The organism is Streptomyces sp. NPDC058653 (assembly GCF_042716895.1).
Classification (GTDB): domain Bacteria; phylum Actinomycetota; class Actinomycetes; order Streptomycetales; family Streptomycetaceae; genus Streptomyces.
In genome coordinates this window covers 1-14192 of sequence record NZ_JBHXRM010000053.1, presented here as the reverse complement: position 1 = coordinate 14192, position 14192 = coordinate 1, and the positions used below count along the sequence as shown (strand labels likewise).

Genomic DNA, 14192 nt, shown 5'->3' with positions numbered 1-14192 from the left:
GCATGCGGAAGCTGATGGTGACCACATTCCTCTCCCTCGACGGGGTCATGCAGGCCCCCGGTGGCAGTGAAGAGGATCGCGACGGCGGATTCGAGCACGGGGGCTGGTCCGCGCCGCACTTCAGGATGGATCTCCTCGACCGGATGGCCGACGTGGTCGGCCGGGCCGACGCGCTGCTCCTCGGGCGCAGGACGTACGACATCTTCGCCGAGGCCTGGCCGCTCGCCGCCGACGACGATCCGATCGGGGCGAAGCTCAACACCATGCCGAAGTACGTCGCGTCGCGGACACTGGACACCGTCGCGTGGCAGAACTCGACCCTGCTGACGGGGGACGTCGCCGACGCCGTCACCGCGCTCAAGGAGAGCGAGGGCGGTGAGATCCAGGTGCACGGCAGCTGTGGACTGCTTCAGACGCTGATCGAGCACGATCTCGTGGACGAGTACCACCTGCTGGTCTTCCCGGTGCTCCTCGGCTCCGGCAAGCGGCTCTTCGGGGAGGGCACGGTGCCGGCCGGGCTGAGGCTGCTCGACAGCACCACGTCGGAGAGCGGGGTCGTCGTCAGCACGTACGGGCGGGGTGGCAAGGTCGAGTACGGGGCGATGGGCCCGGAGACGGACAACTGGCGGACCGAGCGCTGAGTGGGCGCTGAGTGGACGCGACGAAGCGCCGGGCGAAGGGGCGGGGTGAGCGGAATGCCGCAGTACGCGATTCTGATCTACGAGAAGGAGACCCCGGGCGGCGTCGCCGACATCCCGCCGGAGGTCATGGAGGCCAACCTGCGCGTCGGGGAGCAGATCGCCGCGATGGGGGCGCGCGTCGTCCATGAGCAGGGGCTCGAACCGAGCGGGGCGACGCGGACGATCCACAAGGACGGGCTGGTCACCGACGGGCCGTTCATCGAGAGCAAGGAAGTGATCGCCGGGTTCTTCGTGGTCGAGACCACGGATCTTGAAACGGCGGTCGCCATCGGCAAGTTGCTCCCGATCATGGACGGCGCGGTCGAGGTACGGCCGCTGCTTACCGTCGAGTGACGGCGAGCGGGGCGTCGCCGCCCGGCGGCCCGGTCGGGGGCGGGGGCGGGAGCGCGGTGGCGTACGCGGTCGAGGAGGCGCATCGTCGCGAGTGGGCCTCGGTGCTCGCCGCGACGGTACGCGTCACCCGCGATCTCGACCTGGCGGAGGAGTGCGTGCAGGACGCGTACACCGCCGCGCTCGTCGAGTGGGCGCGCGGCGGCGTACCGGACAGGCCCGGCGCCTGGCTGACGACCGCCGCCCGCCACAACGCGCTCGACGCGCTGCGCCGCGCGAGGACCCTCCGCTCGAAGCTCCACCTGCTGATCGAACCGGAGCCTCAGCCGGAGGCGACTCCCGAACCGAACCCGGAGGCCGGGTGGGGGGCGGGGCGGGGCGCGGGGCGGGTCGCCAGCCCCGGTGCGGGGCGAGTCCCCGGACCGGGTGCAGGCCCGGGCACCCGGCCGGGCGCGGGCCCAGGTGCAGGGCGGATCACCGACCCAGACGTCGCGCCGGGCTCAAGGCCGGGGGCGGGGCAGGTCGCCAGCCCGAGTGCCGGCCCGGGCGCGGGACCACATGCCGGACCAGGCGCCAGGCCGGGCACCGGCCCGGGTGCAGGCCCGGGCACCGGCCCAGGCGCAGGGCGGATCACCGACCCAGACGTCGCGCCGGGCTCAAGCCCAAGCGTCGGGCCGGGCTCAAGGCCGGGTGCAGGGCGAGTCGCCAGCCCGAGTGCCGGCCCGGGCGCGGGCCCATATGCAGGACCAGGCGCCAGGCCGGGCACCGGCCCGGGCGTCGGGCCGGGCGCCAGCCCAAGCGTCGCGCCGGGCTCAAAGCCAAGCGTCGGGCCCGGCTCAAGGCATCCGCGTGAGGCCGGCAGCTTGGGCGTTGCCGACGATCGGCTTCGGCTTGTCTTTCTCTGCTGCCATCCCGCCCTCGGCCGCGCCGCGCAGATCGCCCTCACCCTGCGGCTCGTCTGCGGCGTCCCGACCCCCGACATCGCCAAGGCGTTCCTCGTCCCCGAGCCGACCATGGCGGCCCGCATCACCCGCGCCAAGAAGAAGATCGTGGCCGCCCGTATCCCCTTCCAGATGCCCGGCCCCGACGAGTTGCCGGACCGACTCGACGCCGTCCTCGGCACCATCCATCTCCTCTTCACCACCGGCCACATCGCACCCGCCGGTCAGGCGCTGACCAAGGACGACATCGCCGGGCACGCGCTCGGCCTGGCGCGGATGCTGCACGAGCTGCTGCCCCAGGAGCGGGAGGTACGGGGGCTCCTGGGGCTGCTCCTCGCCAACCACGCCCGCCGCGCCACCCGTACGACCGAGGACGGGCGCCCGGCGCTGCTGGAGGAGCAGGACCGTACGGCCTGGGACCAGGAGGCCATCGCCGAGGCGCACGAACTCGTCCTCGGCGCGCTCCGGGGCGGCGACCCCGGGCGGTACGCGCTCCAGGCCGCCATCGCCGCGCTGCACGCGTCCGCTCCGGCGTACGCCGCGACGGACTGGGAACAGATCCTGGTCCTGTACGACGCGCTGCTGGCGATCTGGTCGTCGCCGGTGGTCGCGCTCAACCGGGCGGTCGTTCTCGCCATGGTCGACGGGCCGGCGACCGCGCTCGCCGAGGTCGAGGCCCTCGAAGGGGACCGGCGCCTCGCCGACTACCGCTATCTGCCCGCCGTCAAGGCGGATCTGCTGCGGCGGCTGGGGCGGGAGGGGGACGCGGTCGTCGCGTACGAGCGGGCCCTCGCGCTCTGCGACAACGACGCGGAGCGCGCCTTCCTCACCGACCGCCTCGCCGAGATCCGGCGCACGCGCTGACCCCGCCCCCCGCCCCCGGCCGCTCGCTCAGCGGTGGTTCTGGAACTCCGCCGTCCCCAGCGTCGTGAACCACCCGCGGATCTTCTCCACGTCGTCCGTCTTCGCCAGCGAGAGCAGCAGCAGGATGCGGGCCTTCTGCGGCCCGAGGTCCGCGGCCCCGACGACCGCGCCGCCACTCTCCTCGTCGTAGACGGCGCCGTTGCCCGTACGTGTGGTGGACGCGAACACCACGCCCTGCTTGGTGGCGTCCGCGCGGGCCGCCGACATGGCGGACGAGATGCCGCCCGCGCCGGTGCCCGCCGTGACGACGCCGTCCGCTCCCGCGTCGGCGAACGCCTTCACGGCCTCGCCGCCCGCGCCCTGGTAGCTGTAGGCGATCTCGACCTTCGGCAGGTCCTTCTCACCGATCCGGCCGACGTCGAAGGGGGTGCGCCAGCTCGGCTTCCCGCACTTCTCCACCCGTGCGGGCGCCCTGTTGATCCGGACGCGCTCCTGGTCCACCACGCCCAGCGAACCGCTCGCACCGCTGTTGAAGGTGTCCATGCGCAGCGCGTCCGTCTTGCGCACCTCACGCGCCGCTTGGACCTCGTCGTTCAGCATGATGACGCTGCCGAAGCAGGTGGTCTTCCGGCTGGCCGCGAGCTGGATGGCGTTGTACAGGTTGGCGGGGCCGTCCGTACCGAGGACGGTCCAGGGGCGCATCGCCCCGGTCAGAATCACCGGCTTGTCGCTACGGACCGTCAGATCGAGCCAGTAGGCGAACTCCTCCATCGTGTCCGTGCCGGTGGTGACGACGGCGGCGTCATTCGTACGGAGGGCCTTGTCGACCGCGAGGGTCAACTCGCGGAACTCGGCTATGGAGTAGCTGCCCGAGCCCTTGTTGCCGAACTGCACGGTGGAGACGTCGGCTATCGCGTTCACCTCCGGCTTGAGGTCGCCGACCAGCTCGGCGACGGGGATCTTGCCGGACTGGTAGTCCTGGAAGTCGACTCTGCTGTCGCTGACCCCGGCGATGGTTCCTCCGGTGCCGATGACCGCGACCTTGGGGCGTTTGACGGGGGACTTGTGCTGTTCGGCGGCGGTGGCCGTACCGGCGGTCAGGGCGACGACCGCCGTCAGCAACGCGGTTCGACGCAGGATTCCTCGCATGACGTACCTCTCCCAGACGGACCGATCACGTCAGATCTGGGAGAAAGGTGTCCGAGGCATATTTCACGGCCGGGCGGTCGCGGTTAATTCAGCGTTTCCAGGCCGTCGCCCTGGGACGGGACCGACCCCTGGCCGCTTTCCGGCCGTACGCCTGGAAACCGGCCGCGGACGAGGCGCCGACCCCCCACCCGGCGCCCCGTCCGTCGGTCCTTAGCCCGCTCCTACCGTGTGTCGCCCTTGCGCTGGCCCAGGGTGACGTCCACCTGCCGCTCCTTGCCGTCGCGGGTGTACGTGATCTTGATCTTGTCGCCCGGCTTGTGCGTCCAGATCTCGCTGATCAGCGTCGGACCGCTGTCGATCTGCACGTTGTTGAACCTGGTGATGACGTCACCGGACTTGAGCCCCGCCTTCGCGGCCGGCCCGTCCGGCGTCACCGCCGGGGTACCGCCCGCGTCGTCGCTGGAGATCGTCGCGCCCTCGCCGCCCTCGGACATGGAGACCGTCGCGCCGATGACCGGGTAGACGGGCTGGCCGGTCTTGATGAGCTCCCCGGCGACGTTCCTCGCCTGGTTGATCGGGATGGCGAAGCCGAGGCCGACCGAGCCCGACTGGGCACCGCCGCCACCGCCGCCGCCCGTGGGCTGGATGGCCGAGTTCATGCCGATCACCGCGCCCCGCGCGTCCAGCAGCGGACCGCCGGAGTTGCCGGGGTTGATGGAGGCGTCGGTCTGAAGGGCGCTCATGTACGAGTTCTTGTCGCTCGTGCCGTCGCCGGAGGCCACAGGGCGGTTCTTGGCGCTGATGATGCCCGTGGTGACGGTGTTGGAGAGCCCGAACGGCGCGCCGATCGCGATCGTCGAGTCGCCGACGGCCACCTTGTCGGAGTCGCCCAGCGCCAGCGGCTTCAGCCCGGACGGCGGGTCCTTCAGCTTCATCACGGCGACGTCGTAGCCCTCGGCGCGGCCGACGACCTCGGCCGCGTACTCCTTGCCGTTGGAGAACGTGGCCGTCAGGTCCCCGCCGTCGGCGGCGGACGCCACGACGTGGTTGTTCGTGAGGATGTGGCCCTGCTTGTCGTAGATGAAGCCCGTGCCCGTACCGCCGTCGCCGCCCTGGGCCTGCGCCGTGATGGTGACCACGCTCGGGAGCGCGGCGCCGGCCACCGCCGCCGTACTGCCGGCCTCGCGCTTGATGGCCGGATCGGCCGCGGAGATGGTGCTCGATCCGCCGCCGACGCTGTCGTCGCTGTTGTCGGCGGCCCAGAACCCGATGCCGCCGCCGACCACACCGGCGACGAGCGCCGCCGCGAGGACCGCGGCGATCAGCCCACCGGGGCGCTTGCGTGACGGCTGGGGGCCGGAGGCGGGCGGCTCGCCCCATCCGCCGCCGCCTCCGTAATGAGGCTGGCTCGGCGGGGGCGGGGGCGGCGGCCATCCCGCGTCGGGGGCCGAGCCGGCGGAGCCGGGGTGGTACGCCGGTACGGACCCGGGCAACTGCGTGGTGGGCTCGGAGCCGTGACCCGGCTCACCCGGCCGCCCCGGCTCACCGGCCCGGCCCGGCTGATCGCCGCTGCCCGCCTGGCCGCTGTACTGCCGCTCGTGGGTGAAGCCCCCCGGAGCGGACGCGGGCGTGCCCTCGGGAGCGGCAACCGGCACAGGAGGTACGGACGGGGCGGACGGGACCGCTGTGCCCTCGTTCTCGGTGCTCACAGTCTTTTACTCCTCAGGTTCCACAACAGTCTTCGGCAAGAGTTCCGCTGTATTCCGCCGCGCTCAGGTGCCGGCACATGCCCTTCGGCATGTTCATGTCTCTTGTACGTCTCTGCCCTCAGCTTTTCCCACAGCACGTCAGGCCACGGTAAGCAGTACCTGTGTGTCTCCCCGCCATCCTTTATTACTGGACAAACGGGACGCATCCCCAGCGGGTCCCAGGAGGGGCACCCCGCCACGCTTACCCCGTCTCGGTGACACCATGGCGGGGTGACCCAAGCACGGCAGCCCACCATCCAGGTCGTCGCCCACCGAGGAGCCTCGGAGGACGCCCCCGAACACACTCTGGCCGCTTACAAGAAGGCCATCGAGGACGGCGCGGACGCGCTGGAATGCGATGTGCGGCTGACCGCCGACGGGCATCTCGTGTGCGTACACGACCGCCGGGTGAACCGCACCTCCAACGGACGCGGCGCCGTCTCCGCCCTGGAGCTCGCCGATCTGGCCACCCTCGACTTCGGCTCCTGGATGGAGTCCATGGACAGCGAGGAGAGCCCGGACTGGAAGGACCGCTCCCTCACCTCCGTACTGACGCTGGAGCGCCTGCTCGAACTCATCGCCGACACCGACCGGCGCGTCGAGCTCGCCATCGAGACCAAACACCCCACCCGCTGGGCCGGTCAGGTGGAGGAGCGGCTGCTCCGGACACTGGCCCGCTTCGGGCTCGACGGACCGCCGCCCGGCGAGTCCTCGGTACGCATCATGAGCTTCTCGGCCCGCTCACTGCACCGCATCGCCGACGCGGCACCGCAACTGCCGACGGTCTATCTGATGCAGTTCGTCTCACCCCGGCTGCGCGACGGCCGGCTGCCCGCGGGCGCCCGGATCGCCGGGCCCGGCATCCGGATCGTGCGCAACCAGCCGGGCTATGTGGAACGGCTGCACAAGGCGGGCCACCGTGTCCATGTCTGGACGGTGAACGAACCGGAAGACGTCGAACTCTGCGCGAGTCTCGGAGTGGAAGCAATCATTACGAACCGACCCAAACAGGTGCTGTCCCAACTTGGACGCCTTGCCTGATTTGCCGGGGATTAGGGTGCACACAGGGTGACTTGGAGTGCACCGGCGCGTTCGGTACGTGTTCGACCATGGTGAGTGCGTCAAGGTCTCACCTTGGCCGGTTTCCGGTCCAGGCCATTGGGGCATCCACACCGTGGCGTGGGGCAAAGGAGGTCTCGGGGGTGGCATTTGTGGTGGCACACGAAGTGCCCACGTCGTCGAGCATGGCCGTTCCCCATGGCCCTGCGGGCGTGGGACAGGCAAGGCATCGGATGCGCGAACAACTGCGCGGCCGAGGGATGTCGGACGGCGTCGTCGACGACGCCGTACTGATCCTCTCCGAGCTGCTGAGCAACGCCTGCCGGCACGGCAGGCCGCTCGGCCGGGCGGAGATCGGCGACGGCGACGTACACGCGGCTTGGGAGGTCGACCAGGCGGGCCGGCTGACCGTCGAGGTGACGGACGGCGGCGGCCCGACCCGGCCGGTTCCGGCGACACCCTCGGTCACCGCGCGCGGAGGGCGCGGTCTGAACATCATCAGTTCGCTCGCCCAGGACTGGGGCGTGCGGAACGGCTCCGCGGGTGAGGTGACCGTCTGGGTCGTCGTCACCGAAGGACGGCACCGCGACGATTTCGCTACGCGCGTCGACGTCTCTGAACTGGACTTCGCCGACGCGTTCGACTCGGCCGACGACTGAACCGGTCGCCGGCCGGGCGCGGGACGCCGATCCACCGTGCCGTGGAGCGCTCCCGCCGTACAGCGCCGGGAGCCCGCTCGCGACCGGCGGACCCCTCGTAACCGTCTGCCGTCCCGTACGCGGAGCGTGCGCGCCGAGCCCGTACGCAAGCCCCGTACGCGCCCCCACCCACCCTCGCCCGATGAGCCGTTGCGCCCATGGCGATACGCGGTACGGCTAGGCTCGCGCCGACACCGCACTGCCGCTATCGGGAGAAGCCACCATGGCCAAGAAGCGCCCCCAGACCAAGGCCGCGAAGGCTCAGTCCGCGAAGGCTCAGCTCACGGACGGACCCATTCCGGTCGTGGGCGCCCGCGAGCCCTGCCCGTGCGGCTCGGGCCGCCGCTACAAGGCCTGTCACGGCCGGGCCGCCGCCCATGCCGTCACCGAGCTGGTCCAGCGCCCCTTCGAGGGGCTCGCCGGCGAGTGCGACTTGATCGCGCTGCGCGAGCTGGTGCCCGCCGCGACCGCCGAGCTGACCCTCAAGGGCGGCCTGCCGGACGGCGTGCCGTCCGTGACGCTCGCGACCGTCCTGCCGATGGCCTGGCCCGCGCTGCGCCGTGACGACGGCTCGGTCCTGCTGGCCCTCCAGAACGACACGTCGTCCGGGGACCTCAGCCGCGACCTCGCCGACACGCTCCAGCGGGCGCTGACCGCCGAGCCCGGCAATCCGGTCGCCGCGCAGCGGGTTCCGGCCGACGGGCCGCGCCTCCAGGACCTGCTGGACCCGGAGGCCGGCTTCGCGCCGGTCGTCCACCCCGGCTTCGAGTTCTGGGTGCCGGACGCCGAGAACGCGACCCCCGAGGTGAGCGCGTCCCTGGAGCGGGCGAACGCGGCCGCGATCCCCACGGTGAAGCTGACGGGCACGGACGCCGCGTACTGGTGCGAGACGCCCGAGAAGAACCATCTGCGGTGGGTCATGCCGCACCCGGAGGAGAAGCTCCTCGACGCGCTCGCCCGGCTGCACGCCGCCGGTACGTCGAGCCTCGGCGAGGGGACGCGGCTGGTCGGCTCCTTCCGGGCGCACGGGCTGACGGTCCCGGTCTGGGACCTGCCGAGCGCGATGCGGGCGGAGGACTGCGAGAAGCCCGCCGCGGAGCTCCAGGAGCGGCTGGCGGCGGCCCTGGCGGTCGACGCTCCGCTCACGGGGGACGAGCGCAGGGCACGGGGAGGGCTCACCAATCGCCAGGTGACGCTCAGCTGAGCGTGGAAATCGTCGCCCAGAGTGACAGTGATCACAACTGCCCGTACCGGCAAGTAATTTCTTGTCCGAATACATCAGATCGAATTTGCTAACCGCCGATCTCTTGTTACCGTTCTAGAAGCCCGGTCGCTGGTGCATCCCCCGTCGCCAGCGACCGGGCGCCTTCGTTCCCCGGCGCCGTTCCTGCAATTTCCGGAGTGAAAACTGCAGAGTTGTCGCGGCGTTGTGGCGCCCCTCGGCCGTCGCTACCGCGAAGCGGACCGACCCCCTCAACCGGCCGACGGAGCAGGCGAGTTGCTCCCGGACCGAAGCAGAAGCGGCCCCGTCCCGCCATCACTTCCCGCGAACTCGGCCACCGCCCAGTACCGCTCGGGCTTTCCCGCCGTACGTTCACGCGGAGTTTCACAAGAACCCGGCTCGTCGCCGTCTTCGACGACGCAGTGGGTCCCTACGGTCCGCCCCTCGGGCCCCATCAGGCTGAGCACGGAACGCAATTCCTCACCTGACGCATTCCGGTAGTACGTACGGCCCCAGGTGTCGCCGTTCCCGGTCAGAACACAGGTCTGGGCCTCGATCCCGTCACGCGACGTGAGCGCCGGGCCGCAGTGCTCGACGGAGGGAGACGGGCCGCTCCCGGGCGCGTGGGGCGCGGTCCTGGGTGCCCGGGGCGGGGCCTCGGGCCCCGGGAGTGCCGCGGGGCCCCCGGCGGGCCCCGCGGAGGCGGCCAGCGGCAGCAGGGCGGTGAACACCACCAGGGTGGCGAGCCCGATCACACGAGGATTCATGGGGCCCACCTGCCGCTGCCGGAAAGAATTGTGATCCCGGCCGAAGATATCGGCGCGACAGGGCCGCCCGGCGCGCCGCGCGGCCATTTCCCGTACAACTCGGGCCACCTCGCACCCGTACGAGTGACGGACACAACAGAAACCGGGCCGCGCCTCGGAGGCACGGCCCGGATTGTCGGTGCTCAGGCACCCGGTGTTCAGTACGCGAGCCTGCTGCCGCCGTCCGGCGCGCTCGTGCTCGCCTCGACCAGCGCGTCCACGACCGCCTCCACGTCCGGCAGCCACGGCGACGCCGAGCCGGGCAGTGGCGCCCGCTCCCAGCGGACCTGGCCGCCGGCCGCCTCGGACGGCGGAAGCACCAGATAGCCGCCCTCGCCGTGGAAGCGGAGCGAACTGGGCACCCAGTCCTTGGCGAAGAGGAGCTCGCCGAGCCGCTCCAGGGTGTACGGGGCCACCAGCAGCGACCACCGCGTGGGAGTCGCCACGACCGGGCCGAGGCGCATACCCATCTCGTCCAGTGCCACCAGCGCACGCTCTCCGGCGGGCGCGGGCAGACTCACCGCGCACGGCGCGGTGCCTCCGGTGGCCAGCACGATCGGGGCCGTGGGCCGGTTGGCCCACCACCAGCGGACCATGCGTTCGTCGGTCGTGGCGGCCAGCAGGCCTGGGTCGAATGGGTGCGCGCCGGGTACGGCGCAGTCGGGATCCGGGCAGGCGCAGCCGCGGCCACGATCACCCCGGCCGCCGGACGTCTTGAGGCCGGCTCCGGGAAGTACGGGCCACTGCCATGCCGTGGCGCATGTCAGCGCCGCTTCGAGTGGGGCAGGCATCCCCTTGCGCCTGAACAGGAGCCTGCGTCGCCTTCCGAGGATCTCGCGCATGAGCGCTCGTTCCTTTCCGTTGAACGCCGAGGTCCACATGCCACACCGGTAAATCTGTGTGCATGGCTTCACTGTGCGTATCGCTGTGCGTACAGTCGACGTGTGTCGTCGACGCTCCGCCGCCCCTTTGGACGGGGCACAGTCGGACTTCGCCAACCTGCGGCAGGGATCACCGCTCCTGGGCCGAACGCAGTCTGTCTTCGTTAACGCGTGGCGATGGGTGGCGCAGTGGGTGGTCTGTCGTCCCGCTGTGACAGCCCCGCCACCCCGGGATGGCGCGCGGGCTACGGCGGTTAAGACGCCGGAGCCGTCCGTCAGGTTCCGGGGCCGTCCCAACTGCCCCTGTCCGTCACCGTTTACGTACCCATCACGTGCGGAATGACGCTCCTCCTCGATGTCGCCTGCGCTTCACCGGGGAGGTCCCTGCCGAGTTCCCTCAGTCGATCGCAGAATACTGCGCTGGGGTCATTTTCTCGCCAAGTTAACCGTCGCACAGACACCACCGGTTGCGCCAGGACAATGCTGGACATCGCGTCAGTTGTGCGTGTACATGTGGATGCACTGATAGTGGCGCAGAATCATCTGGTGGTTTGCGATGCTATTGCGCGAAACGCACCAGTCAGAAAGCCGGTTGCCATGAGCGCTCCGCACATGCCGAAAGTGGCTGGAATCGATTCAGCAGTTCCGGCTCCCGCGCACACTGTCGCGCCCCTCGACGAGTCCCCCGGCGCACCGGCGGTGATGATCCAGGACCGGCTGGCCGGCTGGGTCTCCGATCTGACCACCCTCCACGAGCTGACCGAACGCCTGGCCAGGACGGGTTCGGTGGACGCGGCGCTCAACGAGGTCGTACGGGCGGGCGCCGCGCTCGTCGGCTCCTCCCGCGGCCTGGTCGTCCTCGAACCGGCGTCCCGCGCGGACGAGCACATTCCGCGTACCACCGTGGGGCTCGGTTTCAGCCACCCCGACCTCGGACAGCTGGAGACGGTGCCGCGCGCCGCGACCTCCTACGGAAGGCTCCTCGACGAGACCTCGGAGCCCGCGACCGCGGCGGAGTCCGTAGGAGACGTCCTCGGCGACCCGGGGCTAGACCCGCGCCACCGCGATGTCGCCGTCCGGCTCGGCTACAGCGCCACGTACGCGGTCTCCCTCGCGGCCCAGACGGCGGGCCGGATCGGGGCCGCGGCCTGGTTTTACGACGAACCCGCCGAACCGGTGGAAAGGCAGCGCCATCTGGTGGGTCTCTACGCCCGCTACGCCTCCGAGCATCTGGCGCGCCTCCTGGAGCTGGAGATCTCCCGCGCGTGGGAGACCACGATCGCGGACGAACTGCTGCCCGGCCGGCTCCCCCGTGTTCCCGGCGTACGCCTCGCGGTGCGCCACCGCGCGGGCGGGGACGGCGGCGGTGACTGGTACGACGCGCTCGCGCTGCCCGACGGCGCGCTGGGCCTGGCCGTCGGCTCGGTGAGCGGATCGGGGCCGAGCGCCCTGGCCGCGATGGGACGGCTGCGGGCCTCCCTGCGGGCGTACGCGGTGATGGAGGGCGAGGATCCCGTCGCCGTCCTGTCCGACCTGGAGCTGCTGCTGCGGCTGACCGAACCGGCGCGCACCGCCACCGCGCTCTTCGCGTACACCGAACCGGCGCTGCGCAAGATCGTGCTCGCCGGGGCCGGGCACGCGCCGCCGCTGATCGTGGGGGAGAAGCGTACGGAGTTCGTCGAGACGACCCTGTCCGCGCCGCTGGGGATGCTGTCGTGCTGGGAGGCGCCGAGCGTGGGGCTGTCGCCCGCGCCAGGAGAAACGGTGCTGCTGTACACGGACGGCCTGCTGCGCCGTACCGGCGACCCGATGGACCGGGCCTTCGCCCGGCTGCACGCGGCGGCCGCGAGCGTGCCCAGGAGCCTCAGGGACGATCCCGGGGCGATCGCGGACCATGTGCTGAGGCTGGTGCTGCCCGGAGGAACGGACGCGCCCGGCCCGGGCAACAGGAACGGGGCGGGGGCCGGGGCGGGGGCCGGGACCGGGACCGGCGCCGGGAACGCCGAGGACGTCGTGATCCTCGCCGTCCGTTTCGAGTGAACCGGACGAACTCCCTCCTGCCTGAAGTCCCCGGTGGTCCACCCGCCGCCGGAGTTGTCCACAGGCCCCCTGGCCAGTCGCCCGTACAGACATACGATGGTGCCGGGACCCGAAAGGTCCAATGTCGTACAGAGGAGGCAGACCGTGGCCGAGGAGCTCATCCCGGAAACACCGGAGACCCCGGAAACGCTGGGAGTTCTGGACACAGTGCTCGACGACGCCGATGAGGCGTCGGCCGGTAAGCCCGTCAAGCAGCGCAAGAACGGCCTCTATGTGAGCGTGTCCGACGAGCTGGCCGAGAACATGAAGTCGGGCTGGGCCGACACCGAGCTCCGCGATCTGGAGCCCGCCGCCCAGGCGCCGTACGCCGCGGCCCGCCGCGCCGCGCTGTCCGCGCGATTCCCGGGCGAGCGCCTGGTGATCCCGGCGGGCGGCCTGAAGACCCGGTCGAACGACACGGAGTACAGCTTCCGTCCCTCCACCGAGTACGCGTATCTCACCGGCGACCAGACGGAGGACGGCGTCCTCGTGCTGGAGCCGGCCCCCGGCGGCGACGGCCACCGGGCCACGATCTATCTCACCCCGCGCTCCAACCGGGAGAACGGCGAGTTCTGGCTCGACGGCCGCCAGGGCGAGCTGTGGGTCGGCCGCCGGCACTCCCTCGCCGAGGCCGAGCAGCTGCTCGGCCTGCCCGCGAAGGACGTACGGGAGCTGGCGGAGGCGCTGCGCGAGGCCACGGGCCCGGTGCGCGCCGTCCGCGGGCACGACGCCGCCATCGAGGCAGCGCTGACCGACAAGGTCACGGCCGAGCGCGACGACGAGCTGCGTGTCTATCTCTCCGAGGCGCGCGCGGTGAAGGACGAGTTCGAGATCGGCGAGCTCCAGAAGGCCGTCGACTCGACCGTCCGCGGTTTCGAGGACGTCGTAAAGACCCTCGACAAGGCCGAGGCGACGAGCGAGCGCTACATCGAGGGAACGTTCTTCCTGCGTGCCCGGGTGGAGGGCAACGACATCGGCTACGGCTCCATCTGCGCGGCCGGACCGCACGCCACCACCCTGCACTGGGTGCGCAACGACGGAGACGTACGCCCCGGCGATCTGCTGCTGCTCGACGCGGGCGTGGAGACCCACACCCTCTACACCGCCGACGTGACACGCACCCTGCCGATCAACGGCCGGTTCGACGAGGTGCAGCGCAGGATCTACGACGCGGTGTACGAGTCGCAGGAGGCCGGTATCGCGGCGGTGAAGCCGGGCGCGAAGTACCGGGACTTCCACGACGCGTCCCAGCGGGTGCTCACCGAGAAGCTCGTGGAGTGGGGCCTGGTCGAAGGCCCGGTGGAGCGGGTCCTGGAGCTGGGTCTCCAGCGCCGCTGGACGCTGCACGGCACGGGCCACATGCTCGGCCTGGACGTCCACGACTGCGCGGCGGCGCGGACGGAAGCCTATGTGGACGGGACGCTGGAGCCCGGCATGTGCCTCACGGTCGAGCCGGGGCTGTACTTCCAGGCGGACGACCTGACGGTGCCCGAGGAGTACCGGGGCATCGGGGTCCGGATCGAGGACGACATCCTGGTGACGGCGGACGGCAACCGGAATCTGTCGGCGGGACTGCCGCGGTCCTCCGCCGAGGTGGAGGCCTGGATGGCCACGGTCAAGCAGGGCTGAGCCGGGCGTCCCGGCTCCGGACAGTCGGCCGTGGGGGCCCGGCCCCCGGCGGGGGGGGGCGGGGGGGGCGGGGGCGGGGGGGGGG

At 71.5% G+C, this 14192-nt stretch carries 12 protein-coding genes and 1 pseudogene; 9 read left to right on the top strand and 4 right to left on the bottom strand.

The window, feature by feature from the left end; all coding sequences use genetic code 11:
- The first annotated feature begins 2 nt into the window (after positions 1-2).
- The 4 genes and pseudogenes from ACFWU9_RS31880 to ACFWU9_RS31865 all read left to right on the top strand — a co-directional run bounded on the left by ACFWU9_RS31880 (position 3) and on the right by ACFWU9_RS31865 (position 2836).
- On the top strand, positions 3-641 hold the full coding sequence (locus ACFWU9_RS31880) for a dihydrofolate reductase family protein (RefSeq protein ID WP_384324547.1): 639 nt from the start codon (positions 3-5) through the stop codon (positions 639-641).
- A gap of 54 nt (positions 642-695) precedes the next feature.
- Positions 696-1034: a YciI family protein gene (locus ACFWU9_RS31875; protein ID WP_384324582.1), complete on the top strand. Its 339-nt coding sequence runs from the start codon at positions 696-698 to the stop codon at positions 1032-1034.
- Positions 1031-1300: pseudogene (locus tag ACFWU9_RS31870) on the top strand (sigma factor); the annotation flags it as partial. The gene ACFWU9_RS31875 and the pseudogene ACFWU9_RS31870, both read left to right, overlap by 4 nt.
- A gap of 594 nt (positions 1301-1894) precedes the next feature.
- Positions 1895-2836 (top strand): RNA polymerase sigma factor, encoded by a 942-nt coding sequence (locus ACFWU9_RS31865; RefSeq protein WP_384324581.1) that lies wholly within the window; start codon positions 1895-1897, stop codon positions 2834-2836.
- Positions 2837-2863: 27 nt separating this feature from the next.
- Here ACFWU9_RS31865 and ACFWU9_RS31860 read toward each other — a convergent pair whose 3' ends face one another.
- Positions 2864-3985 carry an asparaginase gene (locus tag ACFWU9_RS31860; protein WP_384324546.1) on the bottom strand — a complete coding sequence of 374 codons (1122 nt, stop codon included), beginning with the start codon at positions 3983-3985 and terminating at the stop codon, positions 2864-2866.
- A gap of 221 nt (positions 3986-4206) precedes the next feature.
- On the bottom strand, positions 4207-5694 hold the full coding sequence (locus ACFWU9_RS31855) for a S1C family serine protease (RefSeq protein ID WP_384324545.1): 1488 nt from the start codon (positions 5692-5694) through the stop codon (positions 4207-4209).
- Between the two features lie 270 nt (positions 5695-5964).
- Here ACFWU9_RS31855 and ACFWU9_RS31850 point away from each other — a divergent pair, with 270 nt between their 5' ends.
- The 3 genes from ACFWU9_RS31850 to ACFWU9_RS31840 all read left to right on the top strand — a co-directional run bounded on the left by ACFWU9_RS31850 (position 5965) and on the right by ACFWU9_RS31840 (position 8694).
- Positions 5965-6774, top strand: a complete 810-nt coding sequence (locus ACFWU9_RS31850; protein ID WP_384324544.1) for a glycerophosphodiester phosphodiesterase — start codon at positions 5965-5967, stop codon at positions 6772-6774.
- A 68-nt stretch (positions 6775-6842) separates the two neighbouring features.
- Entirely contained in the window at positions 6843-7451 is a 609-nt protein-coding gene (locus ACFWU9_RS31845) for an ATP-binding protein (RefSeq protein ID WP_384324580.1), read from the top strand.
- A 262-nt stretch (positions 7452-7713) separates the two neighbouring features.
- Positions 7714-8694: a DUF5926 family protein gene (locus ACFWU9_RS31840; RefSeq protein ID WP_384324543.1), complete on the top strand. Its 981-nt coding sequence runs from the start codon at positions 7714-7716 to the stop codon at positions 8692-8694.
- Positions 8695-8963: 269 nt separating this feature from the next.
- Here the strand turns inward: ACFWU9_RS31840 and ACFWU9_RS31835 are convergent, their stop codons facing one another.
- Positions 8964-9479 (bottom strand): hypothetical protein, encoded by a 516-nt coding sequence (locus tag ACFWU9_RS31835; RefSeq protein WP_384324542.1) that lies wholly within the window; start codon positions 9477-9479, stop codon positions 8964-8966.
- A gap of 197 nt (positions 9480-9676) precedes the next feature.
- On the bottom strand, positions 9677-10360 hold the full coding sequence (locus tag ACFWU9_RS31830; protein ID WP_384324541.1) for a bifunctional DNA primase/polymerase: 684 nt from the start codon (positions 10358-10360) through the stop codon (positions 9677-9679).
- Positions 10361-10879: 519 nt separating this feature from the next.
- Here ACFWU9_RS31830 and ACFWU9_RS31825 point away from each other — a divergent pair.
- Together ACFWU9_RS31825 and ACFWU9_RS31820 are read left to right on the top strand one after the other, a co-directional pair.
- A complete protein-coding gene (locus tag ACFWU9_RS31825; protein WP_384324540.1) occupies positions 10880-12439 on the top strand; it encodes a PP2C family protein-serine/threonine phosphatase in 1560 nt (519 codons plus the stop codon).
- Between the two features lie 144 nt (positions 12440-12583).
- Complete coding sequence (locus ACFWU9_RS31820) at positions 12584-14107, top strand: aminopeptidase P family protein (RefSeq protein WP_384324539.1); 1524 nt, start codon at positions 12584-12586, stop codon at positions 14105-14107.
- The last annotated feature ends 85 nt before the right edge of the window (positions 14108-14192 follow it).